Origin of the sequence: Pseudomonas sp. RV120224-01b (assembly GCF_003208145.1) — a bacterium.
Taxonomy (GTDB): domain Bacteria; phylum Pseudomonadota; class Gammaproteobacteria; order Pseudomonadales; family Pseudomonadaceae; genus Aquipseudomonas; species Aquipseudomonas monteilii.
In genome coordinates this window covers 175,387-195,804 of record NZ_QKMQ01000011.1, presented here as the reverse complement: position 1 = coordinate 195,804, position 20,418 = coordinate 175,387, and the positions used below count along the sequence as shown (strand labels likewise).

The window sequence follows — 20,418 nt, the reverse complement described above, 5'->3', positions numbered from 1 at the left end:
ATGCCTATCTGTGAGGACTGTCCAAGATCAAAGTGCGCTGCTGTTTGGCGCAGCGAGAGTCGATGCTCAAGCATGTGCTTGAGTACCTGCCGTTTGAAGTCCTCAGTGTAGCGCTGGCCATGTGGGCGGGGACTGAGGCTGGCGGTGGATCGGTAACTGGCAACCCAGCGCCGAAGCAAACTGAAATCGATGCCCAAGTGTCGGGCCACTTTGCGAAAGCCGTTGCTGCCTTCCAGATAGGCCGTGATCGCCGTGAGCTTGAACTGCTCTGAGTATTTGCCCATAAATCCCCCAAGGGTTGGATTGGTGTCCAACTTCTTGGGGGCAGTCCAAGGTCTCCACAGCTCTTGAGCACTGTGAAAAACCTGTGGGAGCTGGCTTGCCGGCGATTGGGCCAGAACAGGCAATAGAGATTTAGGCAGCTACACCCGCATCTGCCCGCAACCCCACTTCCTCAATCGCACTGATCGCACACTGCTCGTCAATGTCCGACGTATCCCCGCTGATCCCGACAGCACCCAGCACCTTGCCAGCCTGATCACGAATCAGCACCCCACCCGGCGCCGGCACCACCGGCCGTTCGCCCATCCCGTTCAGCGCCGCAAAAAACGCCGGCCGCTGCTGTGCATCCAGCGCCAGCAAACGCGACCCCTTACCCAGCGCAATCGCGCCCCAGGCCTTGCCCGTGGCCACCTCAGGGCGGATCAGGCTAGCGCCATCCTCACGCTGCAGCGCCAGCAAGTGCCCGCCGGCATCCAGCACCGCCACGGTCAACGGCGCCGCGTTGATCTTGCGGCCCGCTGCCAGTGCGGCATTCACCAGGCTGACAGCAACGTTCAGGTTCAAAGCGTTCATGAAAAGGTCCTCTTCTTGTTGTGAGAAGCCCTGAGGGCAGTTGAAAACCGATAGAGCAAATAGAACACAACGAGATGTATTTTTGTATACAATATTTTGAAACGATCGTATGCGATGGCGCAAATCGCCGTTTTCACGGGCGCTCTGGCGAAAGCCAGCTTAGCCGATGAAAACCCATTGACCTGAGGCGCCAGCCGTGAATACACTCTGTCGCAACGCAAGTTGTATACAATTACAAAATCGATGAGGCACAAACCATGAGCAAAATGAGAGCAATCGATGCAGCCGTTCTGGTCATGCGCCGTGAAGGTGTAGATACCGCGTTCGGCATCCCGGGGGCTGCCATCAACCCGTTGTACTCGGCCCTGAAGAAAGTCGGTGGCATCGATCACGTCCTCGCTCGTCACGTCGAAGGTGCCTCGCACATGGCCGAGGGCTACACCCGTGCCAACCCGGGCAACATCGGCGTGTGCATCGGCACTTCCGGCCCGGCCGGCACCGACATGGTCACCGGCCTGTACAGTGCCTCGGCCGACTCCATTCCGATTCTCTGCATTACCGGCCAGGCCCCGCGTGCACGCCTGCACAAGGAAGACTTCCAGGCCGTCGACATCACCAGCATTGTCAAGCCGGTGACCAAGTGGGCAACTACCGTTCTGGAACCAGGCCAGGTGCCTTACGCCTTCCAGAAGGCCTTCTACGAAATGCGCACTGGCCGCCCAGGCCCAGTGCTGATCGACCTGCCGTTCGACGTGCAGATGGCCGAAATCGAATTCGACATCGACGCCTACGAACCGCTGGCCATCAACAAGCCGTCCGCCACCCGCGTTCAGGCCGAAAAAGCCCTGGCCCTGCTCAATGACGCCGAGCGCCCACTGCTGGTGGCCGGTGGCGGCATCATCAACGCCGACGCCAGCGACAAGCTGGTCGAGTTCGCCGAACTGACCGGCGTGCCGGTCATCCCGACCCTGATGGGCTGGGGCACCATCCCGGACGACCACGCACAAATGGTCGGCATGGTCGGCCTGCAGACTTCGCACCGCTACGGCAACGCCACCCTGCTCAAATCCGACCTGGTGTTCGGTATCGGTAACCGCTGGGCCAACCGTCACACCGGCTCGGTCGACGTCTACACCGAAGGCCGCAAGTTCGTGCACGTGGACATCGAACCGACCCAGATCGGCCGTGTGTTCACGCCGGACCTGGGTATCGTTTCCGACGCCGGCAAGGCGCTGGACGTGTTCCTGGAAGTGGCCCGCGAGTGGAAAGCCGCCGGCAAACTGCAGTGCCGCAAGGCCTGGCTGGCAGACTGCCAGGAGCGTAAGGCGACCCTGCAGCGCAAGACCCACTTCGACAACGTGCCGGTCAAGCCGCAGCGCGTATACGAAGAAATGAACCAGGTGTTCGGCAAGGACACCACCTACGTCAGCACCATCGGCCTGTCGCAGATTGCCGGCGCGCAGTTCCTGCATGTGTACAAGCCACGCCACTGGATCAACTGCGGCCAGGCCGGCCCGCTGGGCTGGACCATCCCTGCCGCCCTCGGCGTGGTCAAGGCCGACCCGAAACGCAAAGTCGTTGCGCTGTCGGGTGACTACGACTTCCAGTTCATGATCGAAGAGCTGGCCGTGGGCGCGCAGTTCAACCTGCCGTACGTACACGTACTGGTGAACAACGCCTACCTGGGCCTGATCCGTCAGGCGCAGCGTGGCTTCGACATGGATTACTGTGTACAACTGGCGTTCGAGAACATCAACTCCACCGACGCTGCCACCTACGGTGTCGACCACGTCGCCGTGGTCGAAGGCCTGGGTTGCAAGGCCATTCGTGTGTTCGAGCCGGCAGAAATCGCCCCTGCCCTGATCAAGGCACAGAAAATGGCCGAAGAGTTCCGCGTGCCGGTGGTGGTCGAAGTGATTCTCGAGCGTGTAACCAACATTTCCATGGGCACCGAGATCAACGCGGTCAACGAGTTCGAAGACCTGGCCCTGGTCGGCAACGACGCGCCAACCGCCATCTCGCTGCTGGACTGATCGCCTGACGCCCCCAGGCCTACCTGGGGGCCTTCAACGCAAGGAGACAACCCATGCCTCGCTTCGCTGCCAACCTGTCCATGCTGTTCACCGAACAGGACTTCCTGGCCCGCTTCAAGGCTGCCGCCGACGCTGGTTTCAGCGGTGTCGAATACCTGTTCCCGTACGACTTCAGTGCTGCCGAAATCAAGCAGCAGCTGGAGGCCAACGGCCTGACCCAGGTGCTGTTCAACCTGCCTGCTGGCGACTGGGCCAAAGGTGAGCGTGGCATCACCTGCCACCCCGACCGCATTGAAGAATTCCGTGCCGGTGTCGACAAGGCCATCGAGTACGCCAAGGTGCTGGGCAACACCCAGGTCAACGCCCTGGCCGGCATCCGCCCGCAAGGCCCGGACTGCGCCACCGTGCGCAAGACCTTCGTGGAAAACCTGCGCTACGCCGCCGACAAGCTCAAAGCCGCCGGTATTCGCCTGGTCATGGAAATGATCAACACCCGCGACATCCCGGGTTTCTACCTGAACACCACTCAACAGGCGCTGGAAATCCAGGCCGAGGTGGGCAGCGACAACCTGTTCCTGCAGTACGACATCTATCACATGCAGATCATGGAAGGTGACCTGGCGCGCACCCTGGAAGCCAACCTGCCACTGATCAACCACGTCCAGCTGGCCGACAACCCCGGCCGTCACGAGCCAGGTACCGGCGAGATCAACTATCGCTTCCTGTTCGAGCACCTGGACCGCATTGGCTACCAGGGCTGGGTGGGCGCGGAATACAAGCCCAAGACCACCACCGAAGCAGGCCTGGGCTGGCTGAAAACGCACAACGCAATCTAAGAAACAACTCGGAACCCTGTGGGAGCGGGCTCGCCCGCGAACACCGGCGAAGCCGGTGCCATCCACCGAGTTGTCTGCTTCGCGGGCAAGCCCGCTCCCACAGGGGGCCAAGGCTTGCTTGAGATATCACAAATACAAAGAGGCACATTGTCATGGCTAAAATCGGTTTCATCGGCACCGGCATCATGGGCAAGCCCATGGCCCAGAACCTGCAGAAAGCAGGTCACAGCCTGTTCGTTTCCACCCATCACGACGCCGCGCCAGCCGAGCTGATCGCCGCCGGTGCAGTGGCCCTGGCCAACCCGAAGGAAGTGGCCCAGGAAGCCGAATTCATCATCGTCATGGTCCCGGACACCCCGCAGGTCGAAAGCGTCCTGTTCGGTGAAAACGGCGTGGCCGAAGGTGTGGGCCCGAACAAGGTGGTGATCGACATGAGCTCGATCTCCCCTACCGCCACCAAAGCCTTCGCCGAAAAAATCAAGGCTACCGGCGCCGCCTACCTGGACGCTCCGGTATCCGGCGGTGAAGTCGGTGCCAAAGCCGCGACCCTGAGCATCATGGTCGGTGGCTGCCCGAAAGCCTTCGAGCGCGCCCTGCCGCTGTTCGAGGCCATGGGCAAGAACATCACCCGCGTCGGTGGCAACGGCGACGGCCAGACTGCCAAGGTGGCCAACCAGATCATCGTTGCCCTGAACATCCAGGCTGTTGCCGAGGCCCTGCTGTTCGCTGCCAAAAACGGCGCCGACCCGGCCAAGGTGCGTGAAGCCCTGATGGGCGGCTTCGCTTCGTCGAAAATCCTTGAAGTGCATGCCGAGCGCATGATCAAAGGCACCTTCGACCCGGGCTTCCGCATCAACCTGCACCAGAAAGACCTGAACCTGGCCCTGCAAGGCGCCAAGGAACTGGGCATCAACCTGCCCAACACCTCCAATGCCCAGCAAGTGTTCAACACCTGCCAGGCCCTGGGCGGCGGCAACTGGGACCACTCGGCGCTGATCAAAGGCCTGGAGCACATGGCCAACTTCTCGATCCGCGACGAGAAATAAGCAACACACACTGGCTGACCTGCGACCACGGGGTAGCCAGTGACACCGAGCAACACCCGCCCCTGGTTCGGCCTGCACGGAGGCAGTTCCAGGGGCGTTTTTGATTCTGCAGAACAACAATAATTGGGAGCCTGCCATGTCGGTCGATCCGCAAAAAACTCTCCGCGAGCTGTTCGACACAGCCATCGCTGCCGCCCACCCCCGTCAAGTCCTCGAACCCTACCTGCCCGTCGACCGTAGCGGCCGGGTGATTGTCATCGGCGCCGGCAAGGCCGCAGCCGCCATGGCCGAAGTGGTCGAGAAAAGCTGGCAGGGCGAAGTCTCTGGCCTGGTCGTCACCCGCTACGGCCACGGCGCCAATTGCCAAAAAATCGAAGTGGTCGAAGCCGCCCACCCGGTCCCCGACGCCGCCGGCCTGGCCGTCGCCAAGCGCGTGCTGGACCTGGTCAGCAACCTCAACGAAGACGACCGCGTCATCTTCCTGCTGTCTGGCGGTGGTTCCGCCCTGCTGGCGCTGCCGGCCGAGGGCCTGACCCTGGCCGACAAGCAGCAGATCAACAAGGCACTGCTCAAATCCGGCGCCACCATCGGCGAGATGAACTGCGTGCGCAAGCACCTCTCGGCGATCAAAGGCGGCCGCCTGGCCAAGGCCTGCTGGCCTGCCACCGTTTACACCTATGCGATTTCCGACGTACCGGGCGACCTGGCAACGGTCATCGCCTCCGGCCCCACCGTGGCCGACCCGAGCACCTCGACCGATGCCCTGGCCATCCTCAAGCGCTACAGCATCGAAGCGCCGCAAGCGGTCATCGACTGGCTGAACAACCCAGCCTCGGAAACCGTCAAAGCCGACGACCCGGCCCTGGCCCGCAGCCACTTCCAGCTGATCGCCAAGCCCCAGCAGTCGCTTGAAGCCGCCGCCGTGAAAGCCCGTCAGGCCGGTTTCAGCCCGCTGATCCTCGGTGACCTGGAAGGCGAATCGCGCGAAGTGGCCAAGGTACACGCCGGTATCGCCCGGCAGATCGTGCTGCACGGCCAGCCGCTGAAAGCCCCCTGCGTGATCCTGTCCGGCGGCGAAACCACCGTGACCGTGCGCGGCAATGGCCGTGGCGGGCGCAACGCCGAGTTCCTGCTCAGCCTTACCGAAAGCCTGAAAGGCCTGCCGGGTGTGTACGCCCTGGCCGGTGATACCGACGGCATCGATGGCTCGGAAGAAAATGCCGGTGCCTTCATGACCCCAGGCAGTTACGCCCGCGCCGAGGCCCTGGGCCTTTCGGCCAGCGACGAGCTGGACAACAACAACGGCTACGGCTATTTCGCCGCGCTGGATGCGCTGATCGTCACCGAACCAACCCGCACCAACGTCAACGATTTCCGCGCCATCCTGATCCTTGAGACTGCCCAATCATGACGCCTGATAAAAAAGTAAAGATCCTCGCCACCCTCGGCCCTGCGATCAAAGGCAAAGACGACATCCGCCAGCTGGTCGAGGCCGGGGTGAACATCTTCCGCCTCAACTTCAGCCACGGCGAACACGCTGACCACGCCTTGCGCTACCAGTGGATCCGCGAAGTCGAGCAGCAGCTCAACTACCCGCTGGGCATCCTCATGGACCTGCAAGGGCCCAAGCTGCGTGTTGGCCGCCTGGCCGAAGGCAAGGTGCAACTGCAGCGTGGCCAGTCATTGCGCCTGGACCTGGACACGACGCCAGGCAACAGCGAGCGGGTCAACCTGCCCCATCCGGAAATCATCGCTGCGCTGGAGCCGGGCATGGACCTGCTGGTGGACGATGGCCGCCTGCGCCTGCGGGTGACTGCCAAGCACGCCGATGCCATCGACACGACCGTGCTGAACGGCGGTGAGCTGTCTGACCGCAAGGGCGTGAACGTGCCGCAAGCGGTACTCGACCTCTCCCCGCTTACCGAAAAAGACCGCCGCGACCTGGCCTTTGGCCTGGAACTGGGCGTGGACTGGGTGGCCCTGTCGTTCGTGCAGCGCCCGGAAGACATCGTCGAAGCCCGCCAGCTGATTGGCGACCGCGCCTACCTGATGGCCAAGATCGAAAAACCATCGGCCGTCGAACAGCTGCAAGCCATCGCCGAACTGGCAGACGCGATCATGGTGGCCCGTGGTGACCTGGGTGTGGAAGTGCCCGCCGAAAGCGTGCCGCAGATCCAGAAACGCATCATCGGCACCTGCCGCCAACTGGGCAAGCCAGTAGTAGTGGCCACGCAGATGCTCGAATCCATGCGCTTCTCGCCGGCACCGACCCGCGCCGAAGTCACCGACGTGGCCAACGCCGTGGCCGAAGGTGCGGACGCTGTGATGCTGTCGGCAGAGACCGCCTCGGGCGACTACCCGCTGGAAGCCGTGCAGATGATGAGCAAGATCATCCGCCAGGTGGAAAACGGCCCGGACTACCAGGCCCAGCTCGACGTTGGCCGGCCGAAAGCCGAAGCCACGGTATCGGACGCCATCAGCTGCGCCATCCGCCGTATCAGCGGCATCCTGCCGGTGGCGGTGCTGGTCAACTACAGCGAGTCGGGCGCCTCTACCCTGCGTGCTGCGCGCGAGCGGCCACGGGCACCGATCCTCAACCTGACGCCGAACCTGAACACCGCTCGCCGTCTGAGCGTGGCGTGGGGCGTGCATTCGGTGGTCAACGACCGCCTGCGCCAGGTGGATGAGGTTGTGTCGACTGCGTTGGAGATTGCCCAGGCGCAAGGCATGGCCAGCCGTGGCGACACGCTGCTGATCACGGCCGGTGTGCCTTTTGGCAAGCCGGGGTCGACTAACACGCTGCGGATCGAGACCTTGATCTAAGCAACCACACCTCCCCAGTGGGAGCGGGCTTGCCCGCTCCCACTGGGGAGGTGTTGCACACAACAGCGGAAAACCCGAGGCCCAAAGAGGCCCACCGCTTCCCTTCAACCTCACTGACTGCCCCATGTACACCAAAAATTTCGTCAACCCGTGCCCCGACTGGGCCACGGCGTTACTCAACGGCTTCAGCCAGGTGCTGCTGCTGCGCAACCCCCTGTGCGGCCTGTGTTGCCTGCTGGCCATCCTGCTGACCGCCCCCGACCTGGTCGGCGGTGCCCTGCTCGGTGCCCTGGCCGGCCTGATCACCGCCCAGGCCCGTGGTTACGACCGCGCCGACCGCCAGGCCGGGCTGTACTGCTACAACGGTGTGCTGATTGGTCTGCTGATCAGCGCCGTGCTGCCGTGGTCGGTCATGCTGCCACCGCTGATCATTGCTGCAGGCGGCCTGTCCAGCATCATCACCCACCAGTGGCGCAAACGCGGCGGCAAGCTGCTGATCGCCTACACGGCGCCGTTCGTGTTGCTGGGCTGGGGCACGCTGCTGTTCGCCAGCCCTTCGCCCAGCGGCTTCGTCGAGGCCGACCCGCTGTATGCTTTGGCGCGGGGTGTGGGCCAGATTTTCCTGCTCGACCAACCTTTGGCCGGATTGCTGATCATGGTCGGCATGTTCATCGCCAATCCTTATGCCGCGATGTGGGCAGTGATCGGCTCAGCCATTGGTGGCGGTGTGGCATTGCTGGCCGACCAGGCGCAGGCTGCGTGGTTGGGCCTGTACGGTTTCAATGCGGCACTGGCGGCATTGGCCTTCAGCAGGCAGGGTGAGAAACCGTGGGTGACAATGCTGGCAATTGCCTTGGCCCTGCTGCTGCAACCGGTGTTCACGCTGCTGCCTGTGGCAGGCCTGACTGCGCCCTTTGTCGCCGCCTGCTGGCTGATGCATGCGGGCAACCATCTGGCTCAGCCCAGACAGCGCAATGCCAGCCGCTTGCACAGCTGAAACGCAACCCCTAGGCTCAGCCCATCGCTTTTGTGGACCGAGCCAATGAACAACCCTGCGAGCCTGCGTGAACGGCTCTTCGTTATCGTCTTCCAGACCGACACCGTGGCTGGAAGACGCTTCGACAAAATCCTCCTGCTGATCATCCTCGCCAGCCTGGTCACGGTGATCCTCGACAGCATCGACGAAATACACCAAGGCTACGCCGGCCTGCTGGCAGCCATCGAATGGGGCTTTACCGCGATCTTCCTGGCCGAATACATCACCCGCCTGTACTGCTCGCCCAAGCCCTTGCGCTATGCGTTTAGTTTCTATGGCCTTGTCGATTTGCTGGCGATCGTGCCGGGGATCATCGCGCTGTACTACAGCGATGCCCAGTACCTGCTGATCATCCGTGTGATACGGATGCTGCGGATCTTCCGCGTGCTCAAGCTCAGCCCGTACCTCAAGCAGGCCCATTACCTGATGGAGGCACTGCGCGGCAGCAAGCAGAAGATCATCGTGTTTCTGGTCACGGTCTCGACCCTGGTAACCGTGTTCGGCACCTTGATGTATGTGATCGAAGGGCCGGTGCATGGCTTTACCAGCATCCCCAAGGGCATCTACTGGGCCATCGTCACCCTCACCACCGTGGGCTTTGGCGATATCGTGCCGAAGACACCCCTGGGCCAGGTGCTGTCGTCGCTGGTGATGATTACCGGTTATTCGATCATTGCCGTACCGACCGGCATCTTTACCGCCGAACTGGCCAATGCCATGCGTGGGGAGCAGTTGCAGCATGATTGCCCGACTTGCCGCAAGAAGTCCCATGAGCATGGCGCGGCGTTCTGTTCCCGGTGTGGGAATGTGCTGTTCCCGAAAACTGAATAAGCAAAGAGCCATTTCGTCTTTAAAGCCCCAAGAACCAAACGCTATAGTCGCGGGCTTACTGCCAAACATTTGAACGATAACAAGGAAGCAACGTGAAAAAACTCTTCACCGCCTCGCTGCTCGCCGCAGGCCTGGCCCTGGGCAACCTCGCCCAGGCCGCCCCTACCCTGCTGAACGTTTCCTACGACGTGATGCGCGACTTCTACAAGGACTACAACCCGGCCTTCCAGAAGCACTGGGAAGCCGAGCACAAAGAGAAGGTCAACGTGCAGATGTCCTTCGGCGGCTCCAGCAAGCAGGCGCGTGCAGTGATTGATGGCCTGCCGGCCGACGTCATCACCATGAACATGGCCACCGACATCAACGCCCTGGCCGACCACGGCAAGCTGGTGCCGGACAACTGGGTAACCCGCCTGCCGAACAACAGCGCGCCGTTCACTTCGGCTACCGTGTTCATTGTGCGCAAGGGCAACCCGAAAGCCCTGAAAGACTGGCCCGATCTGCTGAAGGACGGTGTGCAGGTGATCGTGCCCAACCCGAAAACCTCGGGTAACGGCCGCTACACCTACCTGTCCGCCTGGGGTTATGTACTCAAGCAAGGCGGCGACGAGGCCAAGGCCCGTGACTTCGTCGGCAAGCTGTTCAAGCAAGCGCCGGTGCTGGATACCGGTGGCCGTGCTGCTACCACCACGTTCATGACCAACCAGATCGGCGACGTGCTGGTCACCTTCGAGAACGAAGCCGAAATGATCGCCCGCGAGTTCGGTCGCGACCAGTTCGAAGTGGTTTACCCAAGCGTGTCGGCCGAGGCCGAGCCACCGGTGAGCGTGGTGGACAAGGTGGTGGCCAAGAAGGGTACCCAGGCCGTGGCCGAGGAATACCTGAAGTACCTGTGGTCGCCAGAAGCCCAGGAGATCGCCGCCAACAACTACCTGCGCCCACGGGATGCGACGGTACTGGCCAAGTACACCGACCGTTTCCCGAAAGTGGACTTCCTGTCGGTGGAGAAAACCTTTGGTGACTGGCGCACCGTGCAGAAGACCCACTTCAATGACGGTGGCGTGTTTGACCAGATTTATAGCGGTCAGTAAATGATGTAGGCAGGCCCGGCCCTATCGCCGGCAAGCCAGCTCCCACAGGTACTGCACAATGCCCAAGCCGCGCGCAGTACCTGTGGGAGCTGGCTTGCCGGCGATAGGGCCGGTACTGGCAAACTCAGGTCTGACGGAATACCAAAGCCTTCAAGCCCCCCGCCGGGTCCACATCGGGAAACTCCGGCGGGTTCTCCAACCGCTCGACAAACGCCAACGTCGGCGCCTGCTCCGCCATCCCCTCGATCAGAAATTCCGGCCCGATCCCCGGGTCGTTCACGCACGCCAGCACTGTACCACCCGCATTCAGCAACTCCGGCAACCGCCGCAGGATCTTCGCGTAATCCTGGGTCAGCACAAAACTGCCACGCTGGAACGTGGGCGGGTCGATGATGATCAGGTCATAAGGCCCGTACTTGCGCACCTTGCCCCACGATTTGAACAGCTCATGCCCCAGGTAGGCCACCCGCGATGCATCGTGGCCATTCAGGCGGTGGTTATCACGGCCACGGGACAACGCCGACTTGGCCATGTCCAGGTTCACCACCTGCTCGGCGCCACCGGCAATCGCCGCCACCGAAAAACCGCAGGTGTAGGCGAACAGGTTCAACACACGCTTGCCCGCTGCCTGCTCGCGCACCCAGCGCCGGCCGTAGCGCATGTCAAGGAACAGGCCATTGTTCTGCCGCACGCCCAGGTCCAGCAGGTAGGTCAGGCCATCCTCGACCACCTCACGCTGCTGGCACGGCTCGCCCAGCAGCCACTGGCCCGGGCTGTCGGGCAGGTAGCGGTGCTGAATGAGGATCGCCTGGCCAGACCACTGCGGGCGTTCGGCAAAAGCACGCAACATGGCTTCCAGTTCAGCCAGCTGGCCTTCGGGTGGCTCGCGGAACAAGGCGACCGACAGCACACCCTGCAACCAGTCGACCGTCACTTGCTCCAGGCCCACCCAGCAGCGGCCACGGCCGTGAAACAGTCGGCGGGTTTCCTGCGGGGCAGGGTCGAACGCGGCGAGCAGGTGTTGCTCAAGGGTGTGGATCGGCGAAGTCATGGTGGGTCGCAAACAAATGAAAAGGCCGCCATTCTACCCCTTGACCGCCACTTGTGCAGAACGGAACCACCAGCCCTGCTGCATCCCCGCCGCCGCCACCAGAATCAACCCCACGCCCAGCCACTGCAGCGGCGCCAGCCGATGCCCGAACGCCACCCAGTCCACCAGAATCGCCGCAATCGGGTAGATGAACGACAGCGCCCCGGTCAACGCCGTGGGCAGACGCTGGATGGCACTGTAAAGCAGCACATACATCAGGCCGGTGTGCACCATGCCCAGTGCCAACAAGCTGGCCAACGCCGGCACTTCTCCAGGCAACCCGCCAGGCCTGACCCAGGGTGCCAGCATCAGCACCCCGGTGGTTACCTGGATCAATGCAATCAGGTGAGGCGGCGTGCCACTCAGGCGCTTGATGATCAGTGCAGCGATTGCGTACAAGAACGCCGCCCCCAGCGCCAAGGCAATTCCCAGCAAATAATCCTCACCGCCGCCCTGCCCCGCACCATGGGCACTGACGATGGCCAACATGCCGAGGAAGGCGACACTCAGCCAGGTCACTTTGGCCAAGGTGATTTTCTCGCCCAGGAACAGCGCCGCCAGCCCCACCAGCAGAAACGGCTGCACGTTGTACACCGCCGTGCCAATGGCAATCGACGCCCGCGAGTACGAGGCAAACAACAGTAACCAGTTGCCGACAATCGCCACCCCACTGGCAATCGCCAGCAAGAACGCCGTGCGGCTGATCACTCCCGGCCGCAGAAAGCCAAACGCGGCGCAGATCACCAGCAAGGTCACGGCGCCGAACACGCAGCGCCAGAACACCACCTCAAGCACGGGCTGGCCGGACACCAGCACGAACCAGCCGATGGTCCCGGAAATCAGCATGGCAGCGACCATTTCCAGCGAGCCACGGCGCAATGAACTGTCCATCTCACACCTCCCGTTGACGATGGCAACAGTATGCAAAGGATACCGGTGTGCCATCCAGCGGATAACGAAGGCAGATTGGCATACCTGCCTTTACTATCAAGGTAAATAACGCGAATTACCTATTGAGGTGACCATGACTGACGCCATCGACCAACTCCTGATCAATGCACTGATGGAGGACTCGCGCCGCTCGCTGAAGGCCCTGGCGCAGGTGAGCGGGCTGTCCGCACCCAGCGTCAGCGAGCGCCTGCGCCGGCTGGAGGAGCGTGGCGTGCTGCGCGGCTACACCGTGGAGGTCGACCCGCGCGCGTTTGGCTACCAGTTGCAGGCCATCGTGCGTATCCGCCCGCTGCCGGGGCAGTTGCAGGAGGTGGAGCGGCAGATCATTGCAATACCTGAGTTCACCGAGTGCGACAAGGTTACTGGCGAAGACTGCTTCATTGCCCGGCTGCATGTGCGCTCGATGGAGCAACTGGACACCCTGCTCGACCGCATCAACGTGCTGGCCGAGACCAACACCGCAATCATCAAGAAGAGCCCGGTGAAGCGGCGGTTGCCGCCGATGGATTGAGAGGCGGCACAGCAAAACCTGACTATTTTTTGTGCACAAAAATGTCACCTTAAGTGCCATTTTTGTGTGCACTTTCTCCGGTAACGCCCCAATACGTTACACACTACCCTGCAACTAATTTTGACCATTCGACCAACTAATTATCTGCCTAAAAATTTAAACCTGTTTATTTGGTCAACTTATAGTTCCTGAATTTCATGAACTTATCTTTCGAAGCCCTAGATTCGAAATGACAGCCCTTTAACGCTTGCTCTTTCCTTGGCATGGAACTCGCTTTTGTGTCCTCGTGTTTTGTATACAAACCAAACAAAACATAAATACACAAGAACCCGCGACGCCGGTCCAATCCCGGCCGCCGCGCCCAGAACCCTGTGATGCCAAGCTGCACCGACGAGATGGCGAGCCCGTGCGCATGCCCGCTCATCGCAGTCCATGTGCATCAGGAGCCCGCCGGAATGAGTAGCAGCCTCGACCTTGCCCCTGAACTATCCGTCGCCAGCACCCACCCTGCTTCCACACTTGACGGCAGCCAGCCAGCGCTGGCCCTGAGCCCGCGCCTGCATAACCGCGACCTTGCACCTACCCGTATCGAAGGCCGCCGCTGGGGTGGCTACAGCATCTTCGCGTTGTGGACAAACGATGTGCACAATATCGCCAACTATTCGTTCGCCATGGGCTTGTTCGCCCTTGGCCTGGGTGGCTGGCAAATCCTGCTGTCGCTGGCGATTGGCGCGGCGCTGGTGTACTTCTTCATGAACCTGTCCGGCTACATGGGGCAGAAAACCGGCGTTCCCTTCCCGGTCATCAGCCGCATCGCCTTCGGCATCCACGGCGCGCAGATTCCGGCGCTGATCCGCGCCGTCATCGCCATTGCCTGGTTCGGCATCCAGACCTACCTCGCCTCCGTGGTGCTGCGCGTGCTACTGACCGCCGTGTGGCCGCACATGGCAGCCTACGACCATGACAGCATCCTCGGCCTTTCAAGCCTGGGCTGGGTGTGCTTCGTATCGATCTGGCTGGTGCAGCTGGTAATCCTGGCCTACGGCATGGAGATGGTGCGCCGCTACGAGGGTTTCGCCGGCCCGGTGATCCTGCTGACCGTCTCGGCCCTGGCGGTGTTCATGTACTTCCAGGCCGACACGCGCATCGCCTGGTCGGTGGCCGAGCCGCTGACTGGCTACGAGATGTGGCGCAACATCTTTGCCGGCGGTGCGCTGTGGTTGGCGATTTACGGCACCCTGGTGCTGAACTTCTGTGACTTCGCCCGCTCCTCGCCGTGCCGCAAGACCATTCGCGTGGGCAACTTCTGGGGCCTGCCGGTGAACATCCTGGTATTTGCCATCATCACCGTGGTGCTGAGCGGCGCACAGTTCCAGATCAACGGCCAGATTATCGACAGCCCGACGCAGATCGTCGCGGCCATCCCGAGCACACCCTTCCTGGTACTTGGCTGCCTGGCCTTCCTGATCGTCACCGTGGCGGTGAACATCATGGCCAACTTCGTCGCCCCGGCCTTCGTGCTCAGCAACCTGGCGCCGCGTCACCTCAACTTCCGCCGCGCCGGGTTGATCAGTGCCACCGTGGCAGTGCTGATCCTGCCGTGGAACCTGTACAACAGCCCATTGGTGATCGTGTACTTCCTGTCGGGCCTGGGCGCCCTGCTCGGCCCGCTGTACGGGGTGATCATGTCTGACTACTGGTTGCTGCGCAAAGGCTGCATCAACGTGCCGCAGCTCTACAGCGAAGACCCGGCCGGTGCCTACCACTACACCAAGGGCATCAACCTGCGCGCCGTGGCAGCCTTCGTGCCGGCCGCACTGCTGGCCATCGTCCTGGCGCTGGTACCCCACTTCCAGCATGTGGCGCCGTTCTCCTGGCTGATCGGTGCCGGCATCGCCGCCGCCCTGTACCTGCTGATCGCGCCTCGCAACCGCCACTACCACGACGTCAGCGGCGAGTGCATCGCTGTCGACCACAGCAGCCATTGATCAAGGAAGCCTGCCCATGCGTATTCTGATTGCCAACGTCAACACCACCGAAGCCATCACCGAGGCCATTGCCGAACAAGCGCGCAGTGTCGCCACCCCCGGCACCGAGATCATTGGCCTCACCCCCTGGTTTGGCGCCGAGTCGGTGGAAGGCAATTTCGAGAGTTACCTGGCTGCCATCGCCGTGATGGACCGGGTGCTGGCCTATGAAGGCCCCTACGACGCCGTGATCCAGGCCGGCTATGGCGAACACGGCCGTGAAGGCTTGCAGGAGCTGCTGAACGTACCGGTAGTGGACATTACCGATGCAGCCGCCAGCACGGCGATGTACCTGGGTCATGCCTACTCGGTGGTGACCACCCTGGACCGCACCGTGCCGCTGATCGAGGACCGTTTGAAGCTCTCCGGGCTGTACGACCGCTGTGCCTCGGTAAGGGCCAGCGGGCTGGCCGTGCTGGAACTGGAAGAAGACCCGCAGCGTGCGGTGGAAGCCATCGTGGCGCAAGCCGAGCGAGCCGTGCGTGATGACAAGGCCGAGGTGATCTGCCTGGGTTGCGGCGGCATGGCCGGGCTGGACGAGCAGATCCGCCAACGCACCGGCGTGCCGGTGGTGGATGGGGTGAGCGCGGCGGTGACCATTGCCGAATCGCTGGTGCGCATGGGGTTGAGTACCTCCAAGGTGCGCACCTATGCCACGCCACGGGCGAAGAAAGTGGTGGGTTGGCCTATGCGGTTTGGCCGTTAAAGGTATTTAACCTGCTCCGGCCCTATCGCCGGAGCCAGCTCCCACAGGTGTTGCACAGGCTTCAACATGTGTGCGGTCCCTGTGGGAGCTGGCTTGCCGGCGATAGGGCCGGTACAGGTCAAACCATCACCCGGGTCAAGCACTCTGCACTGCCGCGGGCCAAGGTAAATTACCCGTCACGCTAAAACCTCATGTCGGGCAGCTATGCGCACCGTCATTCAAACCCTGGCGCACATTGCGGCTGAGCAGGCTGGCCTTGCCGTCGTGCCAGGTCAGGGTCAGTACATAGAGGGTATCGAAGTCATCGCCGTTCCAGTCATCGGTAATCACCCGCTCTTCACCCAGCGCCTTGCCGGCCACGGTATTGATCAACTCCGGGAGGTAACCATGCGACCAGGCGGTGTAGATGGTTGCATTGCGGTACTTGTCGCTCAGCAGCTCGTCAGCCAGTTCGTCGGTGTCGTTGGCGCCATAGTCGATGTTCACCGGCAGGCCCAGACGGATGGCGCTGGGAGTAATGGTCATCAGCGGGCGGATGTAGCTGTAGCTTTCGTCCTTGCTGCCTTCCTCGACATGCCGCGAAGGATTGGCAGCAAACACGTAATCGGCCTTGCCAAAGCGCTCGGGCAGCACAGTAGCCAGGTCCAGCGCACGGTTCAGGCCTTGGCAGTTCAACTGGCCCAGCCCCTCGCCCGGCTTCTCGGCATGGCGCAGAAACACCAGGGTCTGGGTGCCATCCACCGGTTGCGCACGGCTTTCGACAGCCTCCAGCGCCAGCGGTACGGCGACAGCTGTAAGCACCAGGCTCAGCAGCAAGTGACGGCGACGGCGGAAGAATGTTGGCAACTTCATCAAGGCAGGCTCGTGTGGCAAAGAAAATCGGGTCAACCCGCCACATCGCCCCATCAGCTGCAGGGCGCCCTTGTAGTGAATGCCATCCTTGGCAACGAGTGAGGGTCAGAGTGCCCTGAACCCGTTTGGTTCCTCCCTGAAGGTAGATGCCGTTCCCTAGGCAAGGCCTAGGTTAGGGGATGGGTGTTTCTGAATTGTGTCCGTTCGTACCTTGTCACTTCCACCGCTGACCGCTACGGCATTCCAGCCGTTTCACCCCGAGAGTCTGAATCGATAATGGTTACATCGAACACCTGTTCAATGACCTGCTTCGGGCCTTGATTCAAACTCCACGTGAAGAACACCAGAAAGCCCAGCAAGAATACGAAGAGGATTGAGCCCACGAGACTCTGCGCCACGCCCAACCAGAATCCGGGCTTGGCCTCCCTGATCTCGCTGCTTGCCTTGTCGGAATAGTACTGCTCAAGCTCCACAGCCTGCGCCGCGATCGAGGCATCAAGAAATCCCTGAGCAAGCTGGCTGGCCTGATTACGGTAACCCTCTATCTGCGAGGGGCTGTTACTGACATAGTGGAAAGGCGCCAGGTCTTCATCCCGCGGTTCCCGGTCATGCTTTTCCTTGAAAGCCTGGATAAACTCGATTTTTTGCCTCTTGTAAAGCGAATAGGCAATGATACCGAGCGTATCTTGCTCATTCTCCACAAGCACCGAGTAGATGTGGTTGTAACAGCCGTCAGCCATCAGGCTATTACCCCTTGCGTAATCGGCAGTACGCAGCCGCGAAGGCTGCCTTCAATTCAGAGCGTGTTTTTCGGGTGTTTGTAACCACACTCGCCAGTTCACGCGGCAACGAGATTTCCATTCGCGCGCCTGATGCCACCAGCAACGCATTGGCTTCGCGAACCACTCGAGATGAAAAATGCGATTTCATAGAGGACTACCCTGTACGCTCACTAAGCCTGCAAGGTTAGCCGACCCTAAATAGCACCTCAATCAGGCATCGATCGACAGAGCGTGTAGTCCTTTTCCTCAATCATCCCGCGTCAGCACTTCCAGCAATTCGATCTCGAAGGTCAGGTCCGAATTCGGCGGGATCGCCCCCACGCTGCGCTCGCCATAGCCCAGGTGTGCTGGAACCTGCAGCTTGCGCTTGCCACCCACACGCATGCCCATCAGGCCTTGATCCCAGCCTTTGATCACCCGGCCGGTGCCGATCACGCACTGGAACGGCTTGCCGCGTGACCAGGACGAATCGAACTCGCTGCCGTCGGCCAGCCAGCCGGTGTACTGGGTGGTGATCAGGGCGCCTTTGACGGCGGCTTTGCCATCACCCTCCACCAGGTCGATGATCTGCAGTTCTTGGCTCATGGGCACGCTCCAACGCGGGAAAACAAAGCTGCCCTTTTCTCAGGAATGCACCGGTTTTGCAAGTTTGCGCGGTGTTTCATGCCGCCGCTTCAAACCGGGCCGCGCTGAGCAATCAGCTGTTCTGCTCGAACACCTCTTGGCCAGTCAGTTCCTTGGTCTGGTTGGCGAAGCAGTACCAGGCGGGTTTTTCTTCCACGAAAATCTGCAGGTTGAAATCCCACGCCTGGTCACCGTCGAGCAGGCCGACCGGCACGGCATGGAAGTCGTTGGCCTTGAGCCGGTAATACAGGTGCGTGCCGCACTGGCCGCAAAACGCGCGCTGAGCCCAGTCAGACGACTCATACACCGAGGGCACACGCCCTTCGATCACCGGGGGCCGGCTGCACTCCACAACCAGCAGCGGGCCGCCAGTCCATTTGCGGCACATGCTGCAATGGCAGGCACTGACATGGGTGTTGTCTACAGTGACCTTGAGCGTGGTGGCGCGACACAGGCAAGTGCCTTGTTTTTCCAGGGCCATGGCTGGCTCCTTGAACAGGGAAAGAGCCAGCCAGTATAGATGCCTGAACGGGCCTCAGAAGTAGACGGTACCGCGCAGGTACAACGCCGCCCGCCCGCTGATGATTACCCGGCCATTGCCCGGCACTTCGCACTGCAGCTGCCCTTTGCGCGCCCCGCCCTGCTCACAGCTCAGTACCCGCTTGCCCAGGCGCTCCGCCCACACCGGTGCCAGCGAGGTGTGGGCCGAACCGGTTACCGGGTCTTCATTCACGCCTACCCGCGGGCCGAACCAGCGGGTGACGAAATCAAAACCACGCCCTGCTGCCGTCACGGCAATACCACGCACGTCGAACGTGTTCAACGCAACGAAGTCCGGCTTCAGGGTGTCGAGGATCAACGCATCGTCGATCACCACCACATAGTCGTCGCTTTGGTACAACGCCTGTGCCTGGTTCAAACCCAGCGCTTGCAGCAACCCTGCCGGGATATCCACTGCAACCGGCTGCTTGGCCGGGAAATCCATCGCCAGCAACCCGTCAGCGCCACGGCTGACGCGCAGTTCGCCACTGCGGGTGTTGAAGCGCAGCACCTTTGCCTGCTCGCCCAGTTGCTCGAACAGCACATAGGCGGACGCCAGGGTGGCGTGGCCGCACAGGTCAACTTCCACGGTCGGGGTGAACCAGCGCAGGTCGTAGGTTTCACCATTGCGCACGAAATAGGCGGTTTCCGACAGGTTGTTCTCTTCGGCGATGCGCTGCAGCACATCGTCCGGCAGCCAGCTTTGCAGCGGAATCACGGCGGCCGGGTTGCCACCGAACGGTTCGGCGGAAAAGGCATCGACCTGGAAGATTTCGAGTTGCATGCACACACTCCTTGTTGCCCGGGTGTTGCCAGGCAGATGGCTGAAAGGGTTACTTAGGTACCTTGCGGCAGTACAGTGACGCACGCATCAGTGTCGACCGCGCTGGCATGGCCGATCTTCACCAGATAGCCCTCGGCGAAGGCGCAATTTTGCGCAAGCCACCTGCGGGTCAATTCGAGGTGTCATTATGCGGAGTGATCGACCAGTACAGTCAACCGAAATATCAAGGTAAAACTGTACTGTACCGCCACACAAAGCCCCGCTCTTGATCTTGATCTTCGCGACTTCAGGAGGCCGAACGCAGGCCTTGCGGAGGGAGGTGACGGGCATGGATGCCCGTCAAGCGCTGGGCCCCAGGATGGGGCCTGCAGCGCGGTCCTCCCGGGAGCAAGGCCGGAGTGAGGGAACCCCGGAGCGCAGCGTAGGGGCCGGATGATGGGAGCGCAGCGTTTTTTGGTTACTTTTTGTCGCGTTTGACAAAAAGTGACTCGCAGTAAGGGCGAATAGGTGAGTCAGCGTCGCCAAAGCAAATGGACTTTGCGCGATATAAGAACCAGCACTGTTTCGCTTTTCGCTTTTCGCGTTACTGGGCGAATGCGCGACCTAAGCCACCCGGCACACCGCTACTGTCAGTTTCCTGCCAAGGCCCATTCGGGCTCAGCGACCAGCTCCAGCCGTTGTCGAACCGGTAATAAGTACGCTGCCGGTAGAAGGTATTGGGCTGTTTCTCCAACACATAAACACCCAGCTTCGGGTCCCAATGGCTGGCCCCGCCAGGCGGTGGCGCAAAGCTGGCCGAGGTACGCGGCATCGGTTTGGGAATCGCCGCCGGCTTGCTCGGTTGGGTCGATGGCTGCCCGCCCGGCAACGGCTTGACCACCGGCCCCTGTGGCGGCACGCGTTCAATCGGGGGTTCAGGCTGCTCATACGGCTGATGCACCGTACACGCAGACAAACCCAGGGCCAGGGTAATCAGGGTCAGGCGGACGGTGCTGTGCAT

General features: G+C 61.6%; 21 protein-coding genes. 11 read left to right on the top strand and 10 right to left on the bottom strand.

Annotated features, from left to right (window positions below):
- Positions 1–284, bottom strand: a 284-nt coding sequence (locus N436_RS18320) for a transposase (RefSeq protein ID WP_256589985.1), incomplete at its 3' end; no start/stop codon positions are given.
- Positions 285–414: 130 nt separating this feature from the next.
- Entirely contained in the window at positions 415–855 is a 441-nt protein-coding gene (locus N436_RS18315) for a heme-binding protein (RefSeq protein ID WP_028699366.1), read from the bottom strand.
- 257 nt (positions 856–1,112) lie between these two features.
- Between N436_RS18315 and gcl the strand changes: the two genes are divergently transcribed.
- The 8 genes from gcl to N436_RS18275 all read left to right on the top strand — a co-directional run bounded on the left by gcl (position 1,113) and on the right by N436_RS18275 (position 10,551).
- Entirely contained in the window at positions 1,113–2,888 is a 1,776-nt protein-coding gene (gene gcl, locus N436_RS18310) for a glyoxylate carboligase (protein WP_105946139.1), read from the top strand.
- Positions 2,889–2,941: 53 nt separating this feature from the next.
- A complete protein-coding gene (hyi, locus tag N436_RS18305; protein WP_016711738.1) occupies positions 2,942–3,724 on the top strand; it encodes a hydroxypyruvate isomerase in 783 nt (260 codons plus the stop codon).
- Positions 3,725–3,876: 152 nt separating this feature from the next.
- Positions 3,877–4,770 carry a 2-hydroxy-3-oxopropionate reductase gene (locus tag N436_RS18300; protein WP_105946138.1) on the top strand — a complete coding sequence of 298 codons (894 nt, stop codon included), beginning with the start codon at positions 3,877–3,879 and terminating at the stop codon, positions 4,768–4,770.
- Between the two features lie 136 nt (positions 4,771–4,906).
- A complete protein-coding gene (locus tag N436_RS18295; protein ID WP_110741667.1) occupies positions 4,907–6,181 on the top strand; it encodes a glycerate kinase in 1,275 nt (424 codons plus the stop codon).
- Complete coding sequence (gene pyk / locus N436_RS18290) at positions 6,178–7,593, top strand: pyruvate kinase (RefSeq protein ID WP_016711741.1); 1,416 nt, start codon at positions 6,178–6,180, stop codon at positions 7,591–7,593. The genes N436_RS18295 and pyk overlap by 4 nt, the downstream gene beginning before the upstream one ends.
- Positions 7,594–7,717: 124 nt before the next feature.
- Positions 7,718–8,590, top strand: coding sequence for an urea transporter (locus tag N436_RS18285; protein WP_110741666.1), 873 nt, complete (start codon positions 7,718–7,720; stop codon positions 8,588–8,590).
- A gap of 45 nt (positions 8,591–8,635) precedes the next feature.
- Positions 8,636–9,460, top strand: a complete 825-nt coding sequence (locus tag N436_RS18280) for an ion transporter (protein ID WP_110741665.1) — start codon at positions 8,636–8,638, stop codon at positions 9,458–9,460.
- Between the two features lie 92 nt (positions 9,461–9,552).
- Positions 9,553–10,551 carry a sulfate ABC transporter substrate-binding protein gene (locus N436_RS18275; protein ID WP_110741664.1) on the top strand — a complete coding sequence of 333 codons (999 nt, stop codon included), beginning with the start codon at positions 9,553–9,555 and terminating at the stop codon, positions 10,549–10,551.
- A 124-nt stretch (positions 10,552–10,675) separates the two neighbouring features.
- Here the strand turns inward: N436_RS18275 and N436_RS18270 are convergent, their stop codons facing one another.
- On the bottom strand, positions 10,676–11,602 hold the full coding sequence (locus N436_RS18270) for a class I SAM-dependent methyltransferase (protein ID WP_110741663.1): 927 nt from the start codon (positions 11,600–11,602) through the stop codon (positions 10,676–10,678).
- Positions 11,603–11,635: 33 nt separating this feature from the next.
- Positions 11,636–12,532, bottom strand: a complete 897-nt coding sequence (locus N436_RS18265; protein ID WP_105946134.1) for a DMT family transporter — start codon at positions 12,530–12,532, stop codon at positions 11,636–11,638.
- A gap of 133 nt (positions 12,533–12,665) precedes the next feature.
- Between N436_RS18265 and N436_RS18260 the strand changes: the two genes are divergently transcribed.
- The 3 genes from N436_RS18260 to N436_RS18245 all read left to right on the top strand — a co-directional run bounded on the left by N436_RS18260 (position 12,666) and on the right by N436_RS18245 (position 15,836).
- Positions 12,666–13,103 carry an Lrp/AsnC family transcriptional regulator gene (locus N436_RS18260; protein ID WP_043197208.1) on the top strand — a complete coding sequence of 146 codons (438 nt, stop codon included), beginning with the start codon at positions 12,666–12,668 and terminating at the stop codon, positions 13,101–13,103.
- Between the two features lie 455 nt (positions 13,104–13,558).
- Positions 13,559–15,091: an NCS1 family nucleobase:cation symporter-1 gene (locus N436_RS18250; RefSeq protein ID WP_105946132.1), complete on the top strand. Its 1,533-nt coding sequence runs from the start codon at positions 13,559–13,561 to the stop codon at positions 15,089–15,091.
- A 16-nt stretch (positions 15,092–15,107) separates the two neighbouring features.
- A complete protein-coding gene (locus N436_RS18245; protein WP_110741662.1) occupies positions 15,108–15,836 on the top strand; it encodes an aspartate/glutamate racemase family protein in 729 nt (242 codons plus the stop codon).
- 189 nt (positions 15,837–16,025) lie between these two features.
- On the opposite strand, the gene N436_RS18240 is transcribed toward N436_RS18245, so the two are convergent.
- From N436_RS18240 to N436_RS18210, 6 genes are all read right to left on the bottom strand, one after another.
- Positions 16,026–16,688, bottom strand: coding sequence for a histidine phosphatase family protein (locus N436_RS18240; RefSeq protein ID WP_105946130.1), 663 nt, complete (start codon positions 16,686–16,688; stop codon positions 16,026–16,028).
- Between the two features lie 233 nt (positions 16,689–16,921).
- Complete coding sequence (locus N436_RS18235; RefSeq protein ID WP_110741661.1) at positions 16,922–17,428, bottom strand: hypothetical protein; 507 nt, start codon at positions 17,426–17,428, stop codon at positions 16,922–16,924.
- Between the two features lie 288 nt (positions 17,429–17,716).
- Positions 17,717–18,055, bottom strand: coding sequence for an FKBP-type peptidyl-prolyl cis-trans isomerase (locus N436_RS18230; protein ID WP_019099528.1), 339 nt, complete (start codon positions 18,053–18,055; stop codon positions 17,717–17,719).
- Between the two features lie 112 nt (positions 18,056–18,167).
- Positions 18,168–18,575: a GFA family protein gene (locus N436_RS18225; protein ID WP_105946128.1), complete on the bottom strand. Its 408-nt coding sequence runs from the start codon at positions 18,573–18,575 to the stop codon at positions 18,168–18,170.
- Between the two features lie 54 nt (positions 18,576–18,629).
- Positions 18,630–19,418 carry a PhzF family phenazine biosynthesis protein gene (locus N436_RS18220; RefSeq protein ID WP_105946127.1) on the bottom strand — a complete coding sequence of 263 codons (789 nt, stop codon included), beginning with the start codon at positions 19,416–19,418 and terminating at the stop codon, positions 18,630–18,632.
- A gap of 583 nt (positions 19,419–20,001) precedes the next feature.
- Positions 20,002–20,418 (bottom strand): hypothetical protein, encoded by a 417-nt coding sequence (locus N436_RS18210; protein ID WP_016711753.1) that lies wholly within the window; start codon positions 20,416–20,418, stop codon positions 20,002–20,004.

Bases quoted from the DNA above. Each gene is read 5' to 3' on its own strand.
- N436_RS18315 (WP_028699366.1), bottom strand. From the start codon at position 855: ATGAACGCTTTGAACCTGAACGTTGCTGTCAGCCTGGTGAATGCCGCA.
- gcl (WP_105946139.1), top strand. From the start codon at position 1,113: ATGAGCAAAATGAGAGCAATCGATGCAGCCGTTCTGGTCATGCGCCGT.
- hyi (WP_016711738.1), top strand. From the start codon at position 2,942: ATGCCTCGCTTCGCTGCCAACCTGTCCATGCTGTTCACCGAACAGGAC.
- N436_RS18300 (WP_105946138.1), top strand. From the start codon at position 3,877: ATGGCTAAAATCGGTTTCATCGGCACCGGCATCATGGGCAAGCCCATG.
- N436_RS18295 (WP_110741667.1), top strand. From the start codon at position 4,907: ATGTCGGTCGATCCGCAAAAAACTCTCCGCGAGCTGTTCGACACAGCC.
- pyk (WP_016711741.1), top strand. From the start codon at position 6,178: ATGACGCCTGATAAAAAAGTAAAGATCCTCGCCACCCTCGGCCCTGCG.
- N436_RS18285 (WP_110741666.1), top strand. From the start codon at position 7,718: ATGTACACCAAAAATTTCGTCAACCCGTGCCCCGACTGGGCCACGGCG.
- N436_RS18280 (WP_110741665.1), top strand. From the start codon at position 8,636: ATGAACAACCCTGCGAGCCTGCGTGAACGGCTCTTCGTTATCGTCTTC.
- N436_RS18270 (WP_110741663.1), bottom strand. From the start codon at position 11,602: ATGACTTCGCCGATCCACACCCTTGAGCAACACCTGCTCGCCGCGTTC.
- N436_RS18265 (WP_105946134.1), bottom strand. From the start codon at position 12,532: ATGGACAGTTCATTGCGCCGTGGCTCGCTGGAAATGGTCGCTGCCATG.
- N436_RS18260 (WP_043197208.1), top strand. From the start codon at position 12,666: ATGACTGACGCCATCGACCAACTCCTGATCAATGCACTGATGGAGGAC.
- N436_RS18250 (WP_105946132.1), top strand. From the start codon at position 13,559: ATGAGTAGCAGCCTCGACCTTGCCCCTGAACTATCCGTCGCCAGCACC.
- N436_RS18245 (WP_110741662.1), top strand. From the start codon at position 15,108: ATGCGTATTCTGATTGCCAACGTCAACACCACCGAAGCCATCACCGAG.
- N436_RS18240 (WP_105946130.1), bottom strand. From the start codon at position 16,688: ATGAAGTTGCCAACATTCTTCCGCCGTCGCCGTCACTTGCTGCTGAGC.
- N436_RS18235 (WP_110741661.1), bottom strand. From the start codon at position 17,428: ATGGCTGACGGCTGTTACAACCACATCTACTCGGTGCTTGTGGAGAAT.
- N436_RS18230 (WP_019099528.1), bottom strand. From the start codon at position 18,055: ATGAGCCAAGAACTGCAGATCATCGACCTGGTGGAGGGTGATGGCAAA.
- N436_RS18225 (WP_105946128.1), bottom strand. From the start codon at position 18,575: ATGGCCCTGGAAAAACAAGGCACTTGCCTGTGTCGCGCCACCACGCTC.
- N436_RS18220 (WP_105946127.1), bottom strand. From the start codon at position 19,418: ATGCAACTCGAAATCTTCCAGGTCGATGCCTTTTCCGCCGAACCGTTC.
- N436_RS18210 (WP_016711753.1), bottom strand. From the start codon at position 20,418: ATGCACAGCACCGTCCGCCTGACCCTGATTACCCTGGCCCTGGGTTTG.